General features: G+C 74.0%; 18 protein-coding genes, 6 tRNA genes and 1 pseudogene. 23 read left to right on the plus strand and 2 right to left on the minus strand.

The features are described 5' to 3' along the window. Positions 1 to 171 precede the first annotated feature (171 nt). On the plus strand, positions 172 to 621 hold the full coding sequence (gene rplM / locus ACOQFB_RS03545) for a 50S ribosomal protein L13 (RefSeq protein WP_059438996.1): 450 nt from the start codon (positions 172 to 174) through the stop codon (positions 619 to 621). 12 nt (positions 622 to 633) lie between these two features. After that, entirely contained in the window at positions 634 to 1,026 is a 393-nt protein-coding gene (rpsI, locus tag ACOQFB_RS03550) for a 30S ribosomal protein S9 (protein ID WP_059438995.1), read from the plus strand. Positions 1,027 to 1,105: 79 nt separating this feature from the next. Here the strand turns inward: rpsI and ACOQFB_RS03555 are convergent, their stop codons facing one another. Beyond that, positions 1,106 to 2,359 carry a phospholipase D-like domain-containing protein gene (locus tag ACOQFB_RS03555; protein ID WP_059438994.1) on the minus strand — a complete coding sequence of 418 codons (1,254 nt, stop codon included), beginning with the start codon at positions 2,357 to 2,359 and terminating at the stop codon, positions 1,106 to 1,108. Positions 2,360 to 2,431: 72 nt separating this feature from the next. Between ACOQFB_RS03555 and ACOQFB_RS03560 the strand changes: the two genes are divergently transcribed. The 19 genes and pseudogenes from ACOQFB_RS03560 (at position 2,432) to ACOQFB_RS03650 (ending at position 15,928) form a co-directional block, all read left to right on the plus strand. Next, on the plus strand, positions 2,432 to 3,508 hold the full coding sequence (locus ACOQFB_RS03560) for a lysylphosphatidylglycerol synthase domain-containing protein (RefSeq protein ID WP_421608654.1): 1,077 nt from the start codon (positions 2,432 to 2,434) through the stop codon (positions 3,506 to 3,508). Between the two features lie 64 nt (positions 3,509 to 3,572). Continuing rightward, the gene (locus ACOQFB_RS03565; RefSeq protein WP_421608655.1) at positions 3,573 to 4,856 is read left to right on the plus strand and encodes a type IV pilus twitching motility protein PilT; all 1,284 of its coding nucleotides are present in this window, start codon (positions 3,573 to 3,575) and stop codon (positions 4,854 to 4,856) included. Positions 4,857 to 4,868: 12 nt separating this feature from the next. Continuing rightward, positions 4,869 to 5,375, plus strand: coding sequence for a regulatory protein RecX (locus ACOQFB_RS03570; protein WP_059437415.1), 507 nt, complete (start codon positions 4,869 to 4,871; stop codon positions 5,373 to 5,375). A gap of 70 nt (positions 5,376 to 5,445) precedes the next feature. Then, on the plus strand, positions 5,446 to 6,477 hold the full coding sequence (locus ACOQFB_RS03575) for an outer membrane protein assembly factor BamD (protein WP_494492453.1): 1,032 nt from the start codon (positions 5,446 to 5,448) through the stop codon (positions 6,475 to 6,477). After that, positions 6,438 to 7,031 carry a nuclear transport factor 2 family protein gene (locus tag ACOQFB_RS03580; protein ID WP_494492454.1) on the plus strand — a complete coding sequence of 198 codons (594 nt, stop codon included), beginning with the start codon at positions 6,438 to 6,440 and terminating at the stop codon, positions 7,029 to 7,031. Before ACOQFB_RS03575 ends, ACOQFB_RS03580 begins: the two co-directional genes overlap by 40 nt. 59 nt (positions 7,032 to 7,090) lie before the next feature. Further along, positions 7,091 to 7,795, plus strand: coding sequence for a tetratricopeptide repeat protein (locus ACOQFB_RS03585; protein ID WP_059437412.1), 705 nt, complete (start codon positions 7,091 to 7,093; stop codon positions 7,793 to 7,795). A gap of 197 nt (positions 7,796 to 7,992) precedes the next feature. Then, positions 7,993 to 9,048 carry a selenide, water dikinase SelD gene (selD, locus tag ACOQFB_RS03590; RefSeq protein WP_082100191.1) on the plus strand — a complete coding sequence of 352 codons (1,056 nt, stop codon included), beginning with the start codon at positions 7,993 to 7,995 and terminating at the stop codon, positions 9,046 to 9,048. Between the two features lie 21 nt (positions 9,049 to 9,069). Continuing rightward, entirely contained in the window at positions 9,070 to 9,819 is a 750-nt protein-coding gene (locus tag ACOQFB_RS03595) for an N-acetylmuramoyl-L-alanine amidase family protein (RefSeq protein ID WP_421608657.1), read from the plus strand. 53 nt (positions 9,820 to 9,872) lie between these two features. Next, entirely contained in the window at positions 9,873 to 10,592 is a 720-nt protein-coding gene (gene rph / locus ACOQFB_RS03600) for a ribonuclease PH (RefSeq protein ID WP_059437409.1), read from the plus strand. Further along, complete coding sequence (locus ACOQFB_RS03605; RefSeq protein ID WP_059437408.1) at positions 10,589 to 11,308, plus strand: non-canonical purine NTP pyrophosphatase; 720 nt, start codon at positions 10,589 to 10,591, stop codon at positions 11,306 to 11,308. Before rph ends, ACOQFB_RS03605 begins: the two co-directional genes overlap by 4 nt. Before the next feature lie 76 nt (positions 11,309 to 11,384). Continuing rightward, positions 11,385 to 11,458: transfer RNA gene (locus tag ACOQFB_RS03610), tRNA-Pro, on the plus strand. 42 nt (positions 11,459 to 11,500) lie between these two features. Next, positions 11,501 to 11,574 (plus strand) — tRNA-Arg (locus ACOQFB_RS03615). Between the two features lie 18 nt (positions 11,575 to 11,592). Continuing rightward, positions 11,593 to 11,665, plus strand: a tRNA-His gene (locus ACOQFB_RS03620). Positions 11,666 to 11,705: 40 nt separating this feature from the next. Next, positions 11,706 to 11,779, plus strand: a tRNA-Arg gene (locus ACOQFB_RS03625). A 103-nt stretch (positions 11,780 to 11,882) separates the two neighbouring features. Then, positions 11,883 to 11,955 (plus strand) — tRNA-Lys (locus ACOQFB_RS03630). 180 nt (positions 11,956 to 12,135) lie between these two features. Beyond that, positions 12,136 to 12,879: a hypothetical protein gene (locus tag ACOQFB_RS03635; protein WP_421608658.1), complete on the plus strand. Its 744-nt coding sequence runs from the start codon at positions 12,136 to 12,138 to the stop codon at positions 12,877 to 12,879. Between the two features lie 28 nt (positions 12,880 to 12,907). Further along, positions 12,908 to 13,621: a glycosyltransferase gene (locus ACOQFB_RS03640; protein WP_421608659.1), complete on the plus strand. Its 714-nt coding sequence runs from the start codon at positions 12,908 to 12,910 to the stop codon at positions 13,619 to 13,621. Positions 13,622 to 13,683: 62 nt separating this feature from the next. Beyond that, positions 13,684 to 14,154 (plus strand): annotated as a pseudogene (locus ACOQFB_RS03645) (lipid-A-disaccharide synthase N-terminal domain-containing protein); the annotation flags it as partial. Between the two features lie 100 nt (positions 14,155 to 14,254). After that, a complete protein-coding gene (locus tag ACOQFB_RS03650) occupies positions 14,255 to 15,928 on the plus strand; it encodes an ArnT family glycosyltransferase (protein WP_421608660.1) in 1,674 nt (557 codons plus the stop codon). 9 nt (positions 15,929 to 15,937) lie between these two features. Here the strand turns inward: ACOQFB_RS03650 and ACOQFB_RS03655 are convergent, their stop codons facing one another. Next, positions 15,938 to 16,345 carry a hypothetical protein gene (locus tag ACOQFB_RS03655; protein WP_059437403.1) on the minus strand — a complete coding sequence of 136 codons (408 nt, stop codon included), beginning with the start codon at positions 16,343 to 16,345 and terminating at the stop codon, positions 15,938 to 15,940. Between the two features lie 63 nt (positions 16,346 to 16,408). Between ACOQFB_RS03655 and ACOQFB_RS03660 the strand changes: the two genes are divergently transcribed. Together ACOQFB_RS03660 and tig are read left to right on the plus strand one after the other, a co-directional pair. Beyond that, positions 16,409 to 16,490 (plus strand) — tRNA-Leu (locus tag ACOQFB_RS03660). An 81-nt stretch (positions 16,491 to 16,571) separates the two neighbouring features. Next, positions 16,572 to 17,861 carry a trigger factor gene (gene tig, locus ACOQFB_RS03665; protein ID WP_421608661.1) on the plus strand — a complete coding sequence of 430 codons (1,290 nt, stop codon included), beginning with the start codon at positions 16,572 to 16,574 and terminating at the stop codon, positions 17,859 to 17,861. Positions 17,862 to 17,871: the final 10 nt, after the last annotated feature.

The raw sequence follows: 17,871 nt of genomic DNA on the forward strand, positions 1-17,871 counted from the left end.
CTTGTGGGGAAGCCCCGAAGCCGCTAGATTGCCCGCCGCTTTCCGCTCCCCTCCGGCTGGAGGCACGGCTCGCGTGCCGGGTGCCAGGACAGGGGTCCGATCACGCTTGACAACGGGGCACGCGTCCTCTAAAAGGCGCGTTTCCAAACTCGGGATTCCGCAGGTTTATCCATGTCCAAAGGCACCACGCACAGCGCCACCCGCGCAGAGGCCCTGAACGGTCGGAAGTGGTGGGTCGTCGACGCCACCGACCTGACCGTCGGCCGCGCCGCCACCCGCATCGCCTCGATCCTCAAGGGCAAGCACAAGCCGGCGTACACCCCCTCGATGGACACCGGCGACTTCGTGGTCGTGGTGAACGCCGGGAAGGTCCGCTTCACCGGCAACAAGGAGACCGACAAGGTCTTCTTCACGCACACCATGCACCCGGGCGGCGCGAAGCAGACGCCGATGAACAAGCTCCGCGAGCGGCACCCCGAGCAGATCATCGAGAACGCCGTCCGCCGCATGCTGCCCCGCAACAACCTGGGCCGGCAGATGCTCACCAAGCTCAAGGTCTACGCGGGCGACACGCACCCGCACGCGGCGCAGAAGCCCGAGGCGCTGAGCCTCGCTCAGTAAGGACGATCGCACATGGCTACCCAGGCGAACATGACCGTCGGCCGTCGCAAGGAGGCGGTCGCGCGCGTGCGGCTCGTCCCCGGCACGGGCAACATCACCATCAACGGCCGCTCGATGGACGAGTACTTCGGCCGCGAGACCTCGAAGATGATCCTGGTCGAGCCGCTCAAGCTGGTCGACCAGATGGGCAAGCTCGACGTCTTCGTGAACGCGGCCGGCGGCGGCCTCTCCGGCCAGGCCGGCGCGATCCGCCACGGCATCAGCCGCGCGCTGGTCGAGCTGAACCCGGAGTACCGCCCGGTCCTCAAGAAGGCCGGCTTCATGACCCGCGACGCGCGCGCCGTCGAGCGCAAGAAGTACGGCCGTCCGGGCGCCCGCAAGCGCTTCCAGTTCTCCAAGCGCTAGCCGCTCCGTCCTCCGGGACGCTCACGGCCGGCCCGCGGCGACGCGGCGCCGGCCGTCGTGCGTCCGGGGCGCGGATCGCTCAGAGCCAGGGCTCGGCCACCGCGGCGCCGGCCTCGCGGAGCCGCATCGCCGCCGGCCGCCGCCGCCACGCGCCGGGCTCGATCTCGTACGAGCGCGTCAGGTCCAGCTCGAAGCGCCGCGCCAGCCCGGCCGCCGCCTCGGGCGCGTCGGTCACGATCGACGTCTCCCACAGGAACGAGAGGCTCTGCGAGTCCATGTTGGTCGAGCCGATCGCGCAGGCGCCGTCCGCGAGGATGGTCTTCGCGTGCATCATCGACGCGGCGTACTCGAACACCCGCACCCCGCCCGCGAGCAGCCGCCGGTAGGTCCGGCGCTGCCCGGCCTGCACCAGCGGCACGTCGTGCCAGGGGCCGGGCGCGAGCACGCGCACGTCCACCCCCGCCCGCGCGCGGGCGAGCAGCACGTCCTGGAGCGAGCGATCGGGCACGAAGTAGGAGTTCGCGATCCAGAGCCGGCGGCGCGCCGACGCCAGCAGCGCGTAGCTCATCCGCGCCGCCAGGGTGGCGCGGGCCCAGGCGGGCGTGGACGCGACCACCGCCACGCGGTGCGGCCCCGCGGTCGCGAGCCGCGGGTAGGCCGCGGCGGGGAGCGGCTGGCCGCCCGCCGCCTGGAAGCTGTCGTCGAAGGCGCGCTGCAGATCGCCGACGGCCGGCCCACGCACCCGGGCGGCGGTGTCGCGCCAGCCTTCCTCGCCCACCCCGTTCCCGAGCCAGCTCTTCCAGATCCCGAAGCCGCCCACGAACGCGGTGCGCCCGTCGAACACGAGCACGCGCCGGTGGTTGCAGCGGAACGGGTCGGGCAGCGGCGCGTGGCGCCGGACCTCGCAGCCGCTCGCCACCAGGCGGCGCTCCAGCGCCGGGTCGAAGCGCTTCGAGCCGAACCAGTCGAGCACGATCCGGCAGGCGACGCCCGGGCGCCGCTCGAGCACCGCGCGGCCGATCCGGTCCGAGGGATCGCCGGTGCCGCGCCACATGAACTCGCAGATGTGGATCGACTCGCGCGCGGACCGGATCTCGCGCTCCAGCGCGTCGAAGATCGAGCCGTCCGCGTGCAGCGCGACCTCGTTCCCCTCGCGCACCGGCACGCCCACCTCGCGCTCGAGCAGCACGTCGAGCGGCACGTCGTCCGCCAGGCGGATGAACCGGCGGGCGAGCTGCTGCCGGCGCAGCCGGCGCGAGAGGTGGCCGCCCAGGGCCACCCCGAGCGCGACCGGCAAGGCGCTCGCCAGCACTCCGTCCGTCCTCAGGCGCATGCCCGAAGGTTGGGCACGGGGACGCGGTCCGGGCCCGGGCGCGCGGGCCGTCGCGATGACGACCTTGCCGGCATGTCGCAGCGGGGCGGCGCCGGACGGGGAGTGGTGCTCGCGGCCGCCGCGGCGGGCGGGGCGGTGCTCGTCGCGCTGGTGTTCTTCCGGCCCGAGTGGCGCGGCGGCGCGCCCGCGCTGGCCCCGCGCTTCGACCTGGGCGCGTTCGCCCGCGAGCTCCCGGCCCAGGCCCGCTGGCTCGTCCCGTTCGCGGGGATCACCGCCGCGCTGCCGGCGCTGCGGGCGCTGGTGTGGCGGGCCGCGCTCGCGCCGGCGCGCGTGCGCTGGGCGGACGCGTACCACGCCACCGCGCTCGGCGCGCTCGTGCACAACGCCGTGCCGGGCAAGCTCGGCCCGGCCGCCGCCGCGGCGCTGCTGGCGCGGTTCACCGGGCGGCCGTTCGGGGCGGCGCTGGCGTCGCAGCTCGTCGCGAAGCTGCTCGAGCTCGCGGCGGTGGTGGCGCTCGGCGCGGCCGCCGCCGCGGCGCGCGGGGGCGGCGCGGGCGGGGCCGCGCTCGCGGGCGCGGCGGCGGTGGCGGCGCTGGCCGCCGCGGCGGTGGCGCTGGCCCGCCTCGGCCCGGGGGCGGCCCGCCGGCTGGCGCCGCGCCACGCGCGCTGGGCCGGGCTGGTCGCGGCCGGGGCCGAGGGGATCCGCGGCCTGGCGGCGCCGGCCCGGCTGTCCCGTGCGCTCGCGGCCGGCGCGCTCCCGCCGCTCGCCGCGGCGGCGGCCTACGCGCTCCCGCTCGCCGCGTCCGGCGTCGCCGCCCCGCTCGCCGGCGGCGCGGTGATCCTCGCGCTCGTCACCTTCGGCCAGCTCACCCCGGGCCTGCCGGTGGGCACCGGCGTGTACTACGCGCTCGCGGCCCTGGGCGCGCGCCGGCTCGGGGCCGGGCCGGCGGACGCGGCCGCGCTGGCGGTGCTCACCCATGCCGCCACGGTGCTGACGCTGCTCGCCGTCGGCGCCGCCTCGGCGGCCGTCCGCCGCGACGCCCTGCGCGACGTGCTGCGCCGGGCGCGGGCGGGGCGCCGCGGCGCCGGTCCGGGCGGGGAGGCCGGGGGCGCGCCCGCGGCCGGGCGCCGCTCACGCGCGCCTACATAGGCGCCGCGCGCGGGGGCCGTCCGATTGGATCCGCCGGATCACGAATGCTACCCTCGCCCCCGCGATGGAACTCAACGAGATCCTGCAGGTCGCGCTCCGCGCCGGCGCCTCGGACATCCACCTGAAGGCGGGCCTCCCGCCGATGTTCCGCGTCGACGGCTCGCTGGTGCCGCTGAAGGACGCCCGCCGCCTGCCGCCCGAGGAGATCGCGCGGATGGGCTTCGGGATCATGAACGAGTACCAGAAGGAGAAGTTCAAGCAGACGAACGAGGTGGACCTCGCCTACGGCGTGCCCGGCCTCGGCCGCTTCCGCGTGAACGTCTTCCAGCAGCGCGGCACCCTGGGCGTGGTGCTCCGCGTCATCCCGTTCCGGATCCAGAGCATCGAGCAGCTCATGCTGCCCAAGATCCTGGAGAAGGTCGCGGGGGAGCAGCGCGGCCTGGTGCTCGTCACCGGCACCACCGGCTCCGGCAAGTCCACCACGCTCGCGGCGATGATCGACCACATCAACGCGACCGAGACCTGCCACATCATGACCATCGAGGATCCCATCGAGTTCCTCATCCGCGACAAGCGCTCGATCGTGAACCAGCGCGAGGTCGGGGTGGACACGATGAGCTTCGGGCAGGCGCTGAAGAGCGCGCTCCGGCAGGACCCCGACGTCATCCTGGTGGGCGAGATGCGCGACCTCGAGACGATCGAGACCGCGCTCACCGCGGCCGAGACCGGCCACCTGGTGATGTCCACCCTGCACACCCTCGACGCCACCGAGACCATCAACCGCATCATCTCGGCGTTCCCGCCCTACCAGCAGAAGCAGGTGCGCCTGCAGCTCGGCTCGGTGCTGAAGGCCGTGATCTCGCAGCGCCTGGTGCCGCGCGCCGACGGGAAGGGGCGCGTCCCGGCCATCGAGGTGCTGCTCGCGACGGGGCGCGTCCGCGAGCTCATCGAGGACAAGGACCGGACGAAGGAGATCTCCGACGCCATCTCGCAGGGCCACACCACCTACGGGATGCAGACGTTCGACCAGTCGTTGATGGCGCTGCTCCGCTCGAGCCTCATCACCTACGAGGAGGCGCTGCGCCAGGCCACCAACCCGGACGACTTCGCGCTGCGCGTCTCCGGCGTGAGCGGCACCTCCGACTCGAAGTGGGACTCGTTCGAGAAGCCCGCCGAGGCCGGCACCGCCCCCCGCGCCGCCGCCCCCGGCCAGCCCGCCGCGCCGCGCCCCGCGCCCGGCGCGGCGCTGGGCCGCCTCGCGCCCGGGGCCGCCCCCCGGCCCGCCGCCGCGCCCCGCGCCGGCGGCCAGGGCGGACCGGACGACGACTTCCAGATCGAGCGCTTCTAGCGCCGCGCCCCCGTGCCGTCCCCCGGGCAGACCCCGCTCGCGCGCGCCAAGGCGATCGCGCTCCGCCAGCTCGCGTCCCGCATGCGGACCGAGGCGCAGGTCCGCGCGCGCCTGGCGCGCGACGGGCTGGAGGGCGAGGCGGACGAGACCGTCGCCTGGCTCCGCCGGCTGGGCTACCTCGACGACGCCGCCTACGCCCGGGCCCGGGCGCGCTCGCTGGTCGCGGGCGGCAGGCTCGGGCCGCGCATGGCCGAGCGCCGGCTGGTGGGGGAGGGGATCGGGGCGGGCGAGGCGCGGGCGGCCGTCGCCGCGGCGCTGGCCGGCGAGGCGGGGGAGGATCCGCGCGCCGCCGAGCTGGCCCTGTGCCGCGCGCTGGCGGAGCGCCGGGCGCGGGGGCGCCCGCTCGCGGACCTCGACGCCGCCGGGCGGCGCCGGCTGTCGCGCTTCCTGCTCGGGCGCGGCTTCTCCGGGCCGGTGGTGGCCAGGGCGCTGGGCGTCTACGAGGACCAGGACGGATAGCCCCGAGCCCCGGGGCCCCCGCCCCGGAACGACTGCGCGCCGGCCGGGCCTCTGCTATCTTCCGGGCCCCATGCGCCGGAACCTCGCCCTCGCCGCCGCCCTGTCCGCCGCCGTGGCCCTCGCGGCGTGCGGCACCAAGCACACCACCTTCACCGGCAGCCTGAAGCTCGGGAAGACGCCCGAGGAGAACTACCAGGCCGGCATGGACGAGCTGAAGGCGGACAACTTCACCGAGGCGGTGAAGTTCTTCGAGTTCGTGAAGACGAAGTACCCGTTCTCGAAGTTCGCGGCGCTCTCCGAGCTGCGCCTCGCCGACGTGAAGTTCAAGCAGGACCGGTACCTGGAGGCCGCCGAGGCCTACAAGCAGTTCGTCCAGCTCCACCCCACCCACGAGGACGTGGACTACGCCGAGTACCGCTCCGGCCTGTCCTACTTCAAGGACGCGCCCGGCGAGTTCGCGCTGTTCCCGCCGGCGGCGGAGAAGGACCAGCGGCAGGCCGAGAAGGCGGTGCAGGTGCTCACCGACTTCGTCCAGACCCGGACGCAGTCGAAGTACCTGCCCGAGGCGAAGAAGGTGCTGGCCGAGGCGCAGACCCGGCTGGCGGCGCGCGAGTGGTACGTGGCCGAGTACTACTACAAGCGCTCGCTGTGGGCGGGCGCCGCGGGGCGCTACGAGACGCTGGTGGACAGGTACCCGGGGTCCCGGCACGAGTCCGAGGCGCTCTGGAAGCTCGCCAGCGCCTGCCTGAAGATGGACGAGAAGCACCGCGCCCGGAAGGCGCTCCAGCAGCTCATCGTGAAGCACCCGGGCGACGCGCGCCGGGCCGAGGCCGAGAAGCTCTGCCTCGATCCGCTGAGCCGCCCGCGCCCCCGCCGGCGCGACCGCCGCCCTTCTCCCCAGGCTCCCGCGCCGCGCGCCGCCGCGCGCGCGCCGCGAAGGTCGGCGCGCCCTACCTCGTGCCCCTGGCGCTCGCCGCGATCGCGGCGCTGCTGCTGTGGCGCTACTGGGACCGGTTCGCCGGCGCGGACCTCGCCATCTCCGCCGCCAGCCCCGAGACGCAGGTGCGCGAGGCGCTCCGCCACCAGGACCGCGCGCACCTGAACGACGTCTACGGCTTCAAGTCCGGCGGCACCGCCGAGCTCGTCCCGGTCCGGTTCGCGGACGTCGCGGTGCAGGTGGAGGGCGACCGCGCCTCGGTGCTCGCCATCGTGGAGGCGGACGGGCGGGTGACCTGGCGCGACGAGCGCGCCGACGTCTCCTACGTCGGGCGCGAGGCGTTCGGGATGACCCGCTGCTCGATCGCGCTCTGGTGCGGCGACGGGCAGCAGTTCGCGGGCCTGCGCGGCGTGCTGACGGCGCTGTTCCGCCGCGAGGACGCCTGGAACGCCGGCGACGCGGCCGCGCTGGAGCGGCTGGTCGCGGAGGCCCACGCCGGCGATCGCGCGGCGCTGGGGGCGCGGCTCCGGGCCGAGCTCGCCGCGGCGGCGGGCGCGCGGGCCCGGATCGCGGCCTGGCAGATCCGGGTGGAGCGCGACCGCGCCGAGGTGGGCGAGGACTACGAGCTGGTCCGGGAGGGCCGCGACCCGGAGCGCCGCCGCGCCCGCTACGTGCTCGCGCGCGAGGGCGAGCGCTGGCGCTTCGTGGACGGGCTGTGACGCGCCGACTCTGAGCGCGGCGCGGTCTGGTGTAGACTCCCGCGCCGGGAGGCCCCGACATGGACGACACCTTGAAGCAGGCCCTCGCGCTCGGACGCGGCTACTACCTCAAGAAGGACTACGGGCTCGCCGAGCAATACCTGACCGAGGTCGTCGAGCAGAACCAGTCGTTCGCCGACGTGTACAACATGCTCGGCGTCATCTACCACGACCAGGGGCAGTACCAGAAAGCGCTGCGCGCCTTCGAGGCGGCGCTCCGCATCAACCCCGGCTACACCGACGCGGCGCTGAACCTCGCCGTCACCTACAACGACACCGGCAAGTACCGCGAGGCGCAGGAGACGTACCGCCACGCGCTGTCGCGCTCGGGCGCCCAGCACGGGAAGCTCGACCGCTTCGTGCAGGGGAAGCTCGCGAACATGTACGCCGACATCGGCGACGTGTACCTCTCCTCCGGCCTGTACCAGGAGGCGATCGCCGAGTACCGGCGCGCGCTCGCGCTCGGGCCGGCGTTCGTGGACATCCGCGCGAAGCTGGCCGGCGCGCTGCGCGACGCCGGGGAGCGCGAGGCGGCCATCGCCGAGTACGAGGAGGCGGTCCGCCAGGCCCCGAGCTACGTGCTCGCGCGCCTCAACCTGGGCCTGTCGCTGTTCACGGTCGGTCGCAAGGACGAGGCGGTCGGGCACTGGCAGCGCGTGCTCGAGATCTCGCCCGGCAACCGCAACGCCGAGATGTACCTGCAACTGGCCGCCGGGCAGTCGTAACGGGGCTGCGCCCCGCCCCACCGAGCGGAGCTCGGCGGGGCCCCACCCTGCTGCGCGGGTCCCGTGACCTCGCGCGCCCGCTGACGCGGGTGCGCGCGAGGTCCCCGCGGGCGCGGCTGCGCCGCGCGTACGGGGCTGCGGGCGCGCGCGGCGGCGTCCTCGTTGCCGCGGGGCGCCGGGGACGATATGTCCCGGCCATGAGCGAGGCCGAGAAGACCGTCCGGCTGACCAGCCTGAGCCACGGGGCCGGTTGAGCCTGCAAGATCCGCCCAGCGGATCTGGCGCAGGTCCTGCGCCGCCTCCCGGTCGTCGACGATCCCAGGGTGCTGGTCGGCCACTCGACCCGCGACGACGCGGCCGTGTACGCGCTCGACGCGGAGCGGGCGGTGGTCGAGACGGTGGACTTCTTCACGCCGGTGGTGGACGACCCGTACTGGTTCGGCCGGATCGGCGCGGCCAACGCGTTCTCGGACATCTGGGCCATGGGCGCGAAGCCGCTGTTCGCGCTCAACCTGGTCGCCTGGCCGGTGAAGACGCTGCCCATGGAGATGCTGGGCGAGGTGCTGCGCGGCGGCGCCGAGGTGGCCCGGCTCGCGGGCGCGCCGGTGCTGGGCGGCCACAGCATCGACGACCCCGAGCCCAAGTACGGCATGGCCGTGACCGGCCTCGTCCACCCGGACCGCGTCCTCCGCAACGTGGGCGCCCGGCCGGGAGACCGCCTGCTCCTCACCAAGCCGCTCGGCTCCGGCATCATCACGACCGCCATCAAGCGCGGCATCGCGCCGGCCCCCATGATCGACGCGGCCATCGAGCTCATGTCCGCGCTGAACCGCGCCGCCGGCGAGACGCTGGCGGAGAGCGGCGCGGTGCGCGCGCTCACCGACGTCACCGGCTTCGGCCTGCTCGGCCACGCCTGGGAGATGGCGGAGGGCTCCGGCGTCGCGCTCCGGCTCCACGCCGGCGCCGTGCCGGTGCTCCCGGGCGTGCTCGACCTCGCCGCGAAGGACGTGCTGCCTGGCGGCTCCAAGGCGAACCTGGCCTGGGTGACGCCCGCGCTGCGGGTGGCGCCCGGGGTGGCGGAGGCGCTCCCGGCGGTGCTCGCCGACGCCCAGACCAACGGCGGGCTGCTCGCGGCGGTGGACGGGGCCCGGGCGGGCGCGGTGCTCGAGGCGCTCCGGGCGGCGGGCGTCGCGGCGGTGGAGGTGGGAGAGGTGCTCCCCGGCGACCCGCCGCGGATCGAGCTCGTCCCGTAGCTCCTGCTACAATGCGCGGCCGTGATCGCGCACCTCGCCGCCGCGCTGCTCGCGCTCACCGCCGCCCGCGGGCCGAGCTTCGTCGCCGTGATCGACCCGGGCCACGGCGGCGAGCAGGAGGGGGCGGTCTCGCCCCGCGGCGACCGCGAGAAGGAGCTGACGCTCCAGATCGCCCGGCGCGTGGCGGCCCGGCTGAAGCGCACGGGCGCGAAGGCCGTGCTCACCCGCACCGCGGACGCGTCGGTGCCGCTCGCCGCGCGGGCCGCGCTCGCGAACGCCATCCGCGCCGACCTGTTCGTCTCGATCCACCTGAACTCGATGCCCAGCGCCGAGGCGCGCCGCACCTCCCACGGCATCGAGACCTACTTCCTGTCGGCGGACGCGAGCGACGCCTCGGCCACGGCGGTGGCGGCCCGCGAGAACGCCGACCGGCTGGCCGGCGAGCCCGAGCTGGACCCGTCCGACCCCGTCGCCGCCATCCTGAGCGACCTCGAGGACACCGCGGCCCTGCAGCAGTCCTCCCGCCTCGCCTACGCGGTGCAGGAGCGGCTGGTCGCGGCGCTCGGGGCCGAGGACCGCGGCGTGAAGCAGGCCCCGTTCTACGTGCTCGCCGGCGCGCGCATGCCGGCGGTGCTGCTGGAGGTCGGGTTCATCTCGCACCCGGCCGAGGGTGACCGGCTGCGCAGCGCGGCGTACCAGGAGCAGGTCGCGGGCGCCATCGTCGAGGGGATCGCCGCCTACCGCGCCCAGACGCTCCGGGCGAGCCGCTAGGCGGCGCCCCGTGGGCGTGGCGCGCCCGGCGCGCCCGTGCTAATCCCGCCGCCATGCGAAAGAACGGCCGCGGCCAGCTCGACCTCCGTCCCATCCTCCTCGAGCCCCGCGTCTCCAAGCACGCGGAGGGCTCCTGCCTGGTGCGCTTCGGCGACACCCACGTGCTGTGCACCGCCTCGGTGGACGAGAAGGTCCCGCCGCACGTGTACGGCACCGGCGCCGGCTGGGTGACCGCGGAGTACGGCATGCTGCCGCGCTCCACGCACGAGCGGATGCAGCGCGAGGCGGCCCGCGGCAAGCAGACCGGGCGCACGCTGGAGATCCAGCGGCTGGTCGGCCGGGCGCTGCGCGCCGCGGTGGACCTGCGCGCCATCGGGCCGCGCACCGTCACGCTCGACTGCGACGTCATCCAGGCCGACGGGGGCACCCGCACCGCCGCCATCACCGGCGCCTACGTGGCGCTGGTCCAGGCGGTGCGCAGCATCCAGAAGCGCCGGCAGCTCGCCCAGGATCCGGTGAAGCGCAGCGTGGCGGCGGTGTCGGTGGGGATCGTCGCGGGGGAGGTGCACCTCGACCTCGACTACGACGAGGACTCCACCGCCGAGGTGGACATGAACGTGGTCGCGACCGGCGACGGCGCGCTGGTGGAGGTCCAGGGCACCGCCGAGGGCAAGCCGTTCCCGCGCGCCGAGCTGGACCGGATGCTCGACGCGGCGCTGGCGGGGCTGTCGCGCCTGAAGGAGCTCCAGGAGGCGGCGCTCCGCACGCCGTGAGCCCCGTGGACCTGCTGTTCGGCAGCACGAACCCCGGGAAGCTGCGCGAGCTGCGCCGCCTGGTGGCGGGCCTGCCGGTGCGGGTGGTCTCGCCCGACGACCTGGGCAGGCCGCTCCCGGAGGTGGTGGAGGACGGGGCGACGTTCCAGGCGAACGCCGAGAAGAAGGCCGTCGCCTGGGCGCGCTGGTCCGGGCTGCACGCCGTCGCCGACGACTCCGGGCTGTGCGTGGACGCGCTGGGCGGCGCGCCCGGGGTCCACTCCGCCCGCTGGTCCGATCTCGAGCCCGAGGGCCCGGCCAGCCCGGTGTGCGAGCTGGCGGGCGTGGCCGAGCTGGAGCTGGGGCCGGTGGCGGGGCGGGCCGCCCGCGACGAGCGGAACAACGACAAGCTGCTGGCGGCGCTCTCCGGCCTCCCCGACCCGCGCCGCGGCGCGCGGTACGAGGCGGTGCTGGCGCTCGCCCGTCCGGACGGGACGCTGGTGGGGACCGTCACCGGGACGTGCCCCGGGCGGATCGGCCACGCGCGCCGGGGCGACGGCGGCTTCGGGTACGACCCGCTGTTCATCCCGGCCGCGGAGCTGCGGGGAGGGGAGGGGAGCGGGGCGCGGACCATGGCCGAGCTCACGCCGGAGGAGAAGGACGCCCTCTCCCACCGAGGTGAGGCGTTCCGCAGGCTGCTCCCGCTCCTGGCGACGCTCGCCGCTCGCGGCGCTTGACGGGACGGCGGCGGGTCGGCTAGAGACGGGCGTTCTCGGATCGGCTCAGGGGCGCTCGGCGCCACCGCAGGTGTTCCGGGGCGTAGCGCAGCCTGGTAGCGCGCCTGCCTTGGGCGCAGGAGGTCGCCGGTCCGAATCCGGCCGCCCCGACTCTTTGACAGCAATGGTGATGGCCGGGTGCGCCGGTGACATGCGCCCGTAGCTCAGTTGGATAGAGCGTCGGCCTTCGAAGCCGCAGGTCGGGGGTTCGATTCCCTCCGGGCGCGCTGAGATGAAGATTTACGGTGAGTATAGCTCAATCGGTAGAGCACTGGACTGTGGATCCGGGGGTTAAGGGTTCGAGCCCCTTTACTCACCCACTTTTTCGCCCGACGCCCTGAGGTAACCTTCGACGTACGCGCCCGTAGCTCAGTCGGATAGAGCAGCGGCCTTCTAAGCCGCGGGTCGGGGGTTCGAATCCCTCCGGGCGTGCTGAGATGTGCTGCGATTCCGTCGCGCAGAAGGCGCCGGAGGTCGTTGACAGCCCACCGGGACGCTGCTAATACGGCGCCCCTCGGCCATCCCGAGATGCATCGGGCGCGTAGCTCAACTGGCAGAGCAATGGACTCTTAATCCATAGGTTGAAGGTTCGATTCCTTCCGCGCTCACTCGAAACCCCTGGCGACCCCAGGGGTTTTCGCTTATCCGGGGCATGCCTCGCGGCGCCCCGCGGGCGGCGGGGCGTTGGCCCCCGCCGACGTGGATCCGGGCAGGGGGCCGACGTAGTATCCGCCGCGGCTGCGGCAGGGCGGCGCGCCCGCCCCTCACCCTCGCAGCAGGACTCGAACGTGGACACGGACAAGCGTCACCCCCTGGAGCTCGCCGTCTACGTCCTCGTCGCCGTGGGCATGCTGGTCGGCCTGGCGGCGGCGATCGTGGACGTGCACTGGTTCGAGCAGGTCTACGCCGTGGAGGACGGGCCCATCGAGTGGGCCACCGCCGTCGCGCTGCTGGTCGGCGCCGGGATCGCCGCGGTCACCGCGCGCCGCCCCGGGGCGGGGAACCCGAGCCTCCACCGCCTCACCTGGATCGGCCTCACGCTGCTGTGCTTCTTCGCGGCCGGCGAGGAGATCAGCTGGGGCCAGCGCCTCCTCGGCATCCAGAGCCCCGACTTCTTCCAGAGCCACAACGCGCAGCACGAGACCAACCTCCACAACCTGGTGGTGGACGGCGTGAAGGTGAACAAGCTGGTCTTCTCCCAGCTCTTCACGGTCGCGGCCGCGCTGTTCCTGCTGGTGCTGCCCTGGGCCTACCGCCGCCGGGCCGCGTTCGCGCGGCTGGTGGACGCCTGGGCCGTGCCCGTCCCCCGCGTGCGCCAGGTGATCGCGGTGGTGGCGGCTTTCGCGTTCATCGCGCTGGTGCCGTCGCGCGAGCGGGACGAGCTGCTCGAGTTCGGCGCCACCTGGCTGTTCGCGATGATCCTGCTGTTCCCCCTCAACGCCGCCGCCATCCGCGGCCCGGCCGCCCGCCCCGGCGAGGCCGCCGCGCCCGGGGGCGAGCCGGGCGCGCGCGCCACGGCCGGGCGCCCCTAGCGCCGCGCGTCGCCGGAGCCCGAGGCCCATGGACCCCACGCTCACCATCATCGTCCCGGTCTTCGACGAGGAGGACAACCTCGAGCGCGTCGGCCGCGAGCTGACCGCGTACCTGGACCGCACCTCCACGCCGGCGCAGGTGCTGTTCGTGAACGACGGGTCGCGCGACCGGAGCGGCCCGATGATCGAGGCGCTCTGCGCCCGGGATCCGCGCCTGCACTTCCTCCACCTGGCCCGCAACTCCGGCCTGAGCGCCGCGCTCAAGGCCGGCTTCGACCACGTGGAGACGCGCTGGGCGGGCTACATCGACTCGGACCTGCAGACCTCGCCCGACGACTTCGACCTGCTCATGCCGTTCGCGGCCGACCACGAGCTCGTCACCGGCGTCCGGGTGAAGCGCAAGGACACGCTGGTGAAGAAGCTGTCCTCCCGCATCGCGAACGCGATCCGGCGCTCGTTCACCCACGACGGCGCCAGCGACACCGGCTGCCCGCTCAAGGTGATCCGCGCCGACGTGGCCCGCCGCATCCCGTTCTTCAAGGGGATGCACCGCTTCCTCCCGGCGCTGGTGCAGCTCGACGGCGGCAAGGTGAAGGAGGTGCCCGTGCGCCACTTCCCGCGCGTGGCCGGCGAGTCGAAGTACCACCTGTGGAACCGGCTGCTCGGCCCCACCGCCGACCTGTTCGCCTACCGCTGGATGCGGAGCCGCTACATCCGCTACGAGATCGCGAAAAAGGGATGACCGCCTCGCACCTCTGGATCTTCGCCGTCGGGTTCACCGCCCAGCTCCTGTTCGCCGCCAGGATGCTGGTGCAGTGGTTCCACTCGGAGAAGGCCGGCAAGCCCATCTCCCCGGTGGTCTTCTGGCAGCTCAGCCTGCTGGGCGGGATCCTGTTCTTCGTCTACGGGATCCTGCGCAAGGACTTCGCCATCGTCCTCGGGCAGCTCATCGTCTACTTCATCTACATCCGGAACCTGCACCTCCAGCAGCGCTGGATGACGGTGAGCGCGCCCTTCCGCTGGGCGGCCTACCTCGTCCCGGTGCTCAGCGTCGCGTACCTCGTCTCCAGCGCGCCCGGCAACCTGCGCGACATCCTCGGCAACGTGGAGATCCCGCTCTGGCTCAAGGTGTGGGGCTCGGTGGGCCAGGTGGTGTTCACGTTCCGCTTCGTGATGCAGTGGATCGACTCCGAGTCGCGCAAGGAGTCGGTGTTCTCGAACGGCTTCTGGGTGGTGAGCCTGGTCGGCTCCACCATGATCCTCGTCTACGCCGTGTTCCGCCGCGACCCGGTGCTGTTCTTCGGGCAGGCCGGCGGCGCGGTGGCGTACTCCCGAACCTGGTGCTGGGCCTCCGCACCCAGCGCCGCCCCGCCGCATGAGCGCCGCGCCCGGTCGCGCCGGCCCGCCCGGCCTGGGCGGGCGGGCCCAGCTCCTGCTGCTCGCGGCGCTCTGCGCCTGCACGTTCGTGGTGAACGCGGGCGCGCTCACCGCGAACATCATGGAGTCGCGCAACCTCACCACCGCGCGCGAGATGCTCGAGAAGGGCAACTGGCTGCTGCCCACCATGAACGGCGAGCCGCGGCTGGAGAAGCCGCCGCTGCCGACCTGGGCCACCGCGGTCGCCATGGGGGCGTTCGGCGAGGAGGACCTCGGCCGGCTGCGCCTGCCGGCCGCGCTCGCCGGCGCGCTGCTGGTCGCGTTCGCGTGGCTGCTGGCGCGCGAGCTGACCGAGGACCGGCTCGCGCCGTTCCTCGCCGCCGGCACCGCCGCCACCTCGTTCTACGTGTTCTTCATGGCCCGGGACATCACCTGGGACATCTTCTGCCACGCGTTCATGCTCGGCGCGATCTGGCAGCTGCACCGGGGCCTGGCCCGCCCCGCCGGGCGGCTCGGGAGCTTCGCCGCCGCCGGCCTGCTCATGGGCCTCTCGTTCCTCTCCAAGGGCCCGGTCTCCTTCTTCTCGCTCCTGCTCCCGTACCTGGTGGCGCGGACGCTCTCCTCCGGCGCGGCGCCCTACCGCGCCGCGTGGCGGCCGCTGCTCCTCACGGTGGCCCTCGCGCTCGCCGCGAGCGCGGCCTGGCCGGCCTATGCCTGGCTGACCCGCCCCGAGGCCTCCGCGTACGTCGCGCAGAAGGAGTCCACCGCCTGGATCAACCGGAACGTGCGGCCGTTCTGGCAGTACTGGAGCTTCACCGCGCAGTCGGGCGTGTGGGCCGTGCTCGCCACCGCCGCGCTGGTGTTCCCGTACGCGCGCCGCCGCGTGGCGCGCTACGGCGACTACCGGCTGCTCGCCGCCTGGATCTGGACCGGCGTCCTGCTCCTGTCGCTCTTCCCGGAGAAGAAGGAGCGCTACCTGCTCCCGGTGCTCGTGCCCATGGCGCTCCTCACGGCGCTCTACGTGCGGTCCCTGGCGGACGCGTTCCGGGCCGGCGCCGAGACCCGCGCCGATCGCGCCATCGTCCGGGCGAACGCGTGGCTCATGGCGGCGGTCGCCGCCGCGGTCCCGCTCGCGCTCTGGCTCGCGCTCCGCGCGCGCGGCGTCGCCCCCGGCTGGCCGCTGCTCGCCGCGGTCGCGGCGGTGTTCTGGGCGCTGGCCGCGCTGCTCGGGCACGCCGGGCTCCGCCACCGCCCGCTGGTGATGTGGGGCGGGATGGTGGGGATGGTGGCCGCCGCCTGCGTGCTGGTGCTCGGCCAGGTGCCGGCCATCATCACGCGCAACCCCGGCTACCGCCCCTACGGCGAGCTCCGCCACCGGGCCGACCTCGCCGGCGTGCCGTTCTTCCGCGCCGGCGACGTCACCGGCAAGTTCATCGAGGTGATCTGGGCGAGCGGGCGCGAGATCCACGCCTGGGATCCGCGCGAGCGCCCCGAGCCGCCGGTGGCGCCGCCGCTGCTGCTCATGACCTCGGAGCCGCCGGACCGGGTGCTCGCGCCGGAGCTGGCGCAGCGCTTCCGCGTCGAGGACCTGGGCGTCTACGACGGCGCGGTGGACGCCCGCTGGGGCGGCGGCGCGCTCCGCAACCACGTGGTGGTGCTCCGGCCGCGGTAGCGGCGCGGCCTAGTCCTTCTTGCCGCCCTGGATGACGCCGAAGCGGGGCCGCTTGCGCTCGGGCGGCTTGAGGATCCCGGCCAGCACCGACGGCCACGGGAACGCGCAGTCGAAGCGGCGCCCGCGGAACGTCAGGTTGCAGCGGATCCCCCATTCGTCGAGGAGCACCTCCGGCGTGTCCCGGCCGACCACCAGGTTCACGCGGACCAGCTCCTCCTCGTGGAGGTACTCGGGGATCTCCACCGCGGGTGCGGCCGGCGCGACGATCACGCACTCGATGGCCGAGGCGGTGCGGCAGGCCTCCAGCATCTCGCCGTACCGCCGCTGCAGCGCGAACAGCTCGAGCGCGCCCTGCGACCAGCCCGGGCAGGCGGGCAGGCAGGGGTCGTCGGGTGCATGGTCGTGGTGCGACTCCACGGGGTCCTGTGTACTACAGGACGCGGCTCCCCGTCCTCGCGAGCATGGTAAAGAGGCGCCCGGGGGCGGGTGGCGGAACTGGCAGACGCGCTGGACTTAGGATCCAGTGCCGCAAGGCATGAGGGTTCGAGCCCCTCCCCGCCCACTTCACCCTTGACCCGCCACCGGCGGGCACGTAGCACTAGCCGATTTCCCCGCCCACACACCCGCAAAGGTCGAACAGGACATGAAGATCCAGGTCGAAACGGTCTCCCCCGTCGAGCGGAAGGTCACCATCGAGGTGGACCCCGATCGCGTCGCCAAGGAGCTCGATCGCGCGTACGCCAGCCTCTCGCGCCGCGTGAAGCTGCGCGGCTTCCGGCCCGGCAAGGCGCCGCGCAAGGTGCTGGAGCGCCAGTTCAAGGCCGAGGTGGAGGGCGAGGTCGCCGAGCGGATCGTCACCGAGACGTTCACGGAGGCGGTGCGGGTCGAGGCGCTGCCGGTGGTGGCGGCGCCCAGCGTCTCCATCACCGAGGGTGTGGCCGAGGGGAAGCCCATGCGCTACTCGGCGCGCGTCGAGGTGAAGCCGAAGCTCGAGCCCAAGGACTACAAGGGCCTCGAGGTGACGCGGAAGCCGCCCGAGGTCACCGACGAGGCGGTCTCCGCCGAGCTGACCAAGATCCAGGACTCGATGGCGCAGCTCGTGGCGGTGGAGGGACGCTTCGAGGCCCAGGAGGGCGACTGGGCGGTCATCGATCACGAGGGCACCATCGACGGGAAGCCGTTCGACGGCAGCACGGCGGAGGGGGTGACCGTCAAGGTGGCGCCGGGTCCGATCACCGAGGGCAACGTCGAGGCCCTGAAGGGCAAGAAGATCGGCGACACCGTCGAGCTCGACGAGCCGTTCCCGGCCGATCACCGCGACGAGGCGCTGCGCGGGAAGACGGCGCACATGAAGGTCACGCTGAAGGCGCTGAAGGTCCGCCAGGCGCCGGCGCTCGACGACGCGCTCGCCAAGGAGCTGGGCATCGAGGGCGTCGAGACGCTGGACGCGCTGCGCACCCGGATCCGGTCCGACCTGGAGAAGCGCGAGAAGCGGCGCGCCGAGTCGGAGCTGAAGGACGCGCTGGTGAAGGCGGCGCTCGCCAAGAACGAGTTCGAGGTGCCCCCCGCGCTGGTGGAGCGCGCCATCGACACCATGATCGAGGGCGCGGCCGAGCGGTTCGCCCGCCAGGGCATCGACATCCGCCAGCTCCAGCTCGACGTCTCGCGCATGCGCGCCGACCTGCGCGAGCAGGCGCTCCTCCAGGTGCGCGGCGCCCTGCTGCTCGAGGCGATCGCCGACGCGGAGAAGGTCGAGGTCACCGAGGAGGACCTGGAGGCCGAGGCGGCCCGCATCGCGGACGAGCTGGGGATGCCCCTGGCGAAGGTCCAGCAGCAGACGCGCGGCAAGGACGCGCGCGAGGCGCTAAAGAACAGGATCAGGGAGGAGAAGGCGCTCTCGCTGCTCTCCTCCGCCGCAACCATCCAGCAGTAGCGAACGTCGG

This window comes from Anaeromyxobacter sp. Red801 (assembly GCF_049201065.2).
Lineage (GTDB): Bacteria > Myxococcota > Myxococcia > Myxococcales > Anaeromyxobacteraceae > Anaeromyxobacter.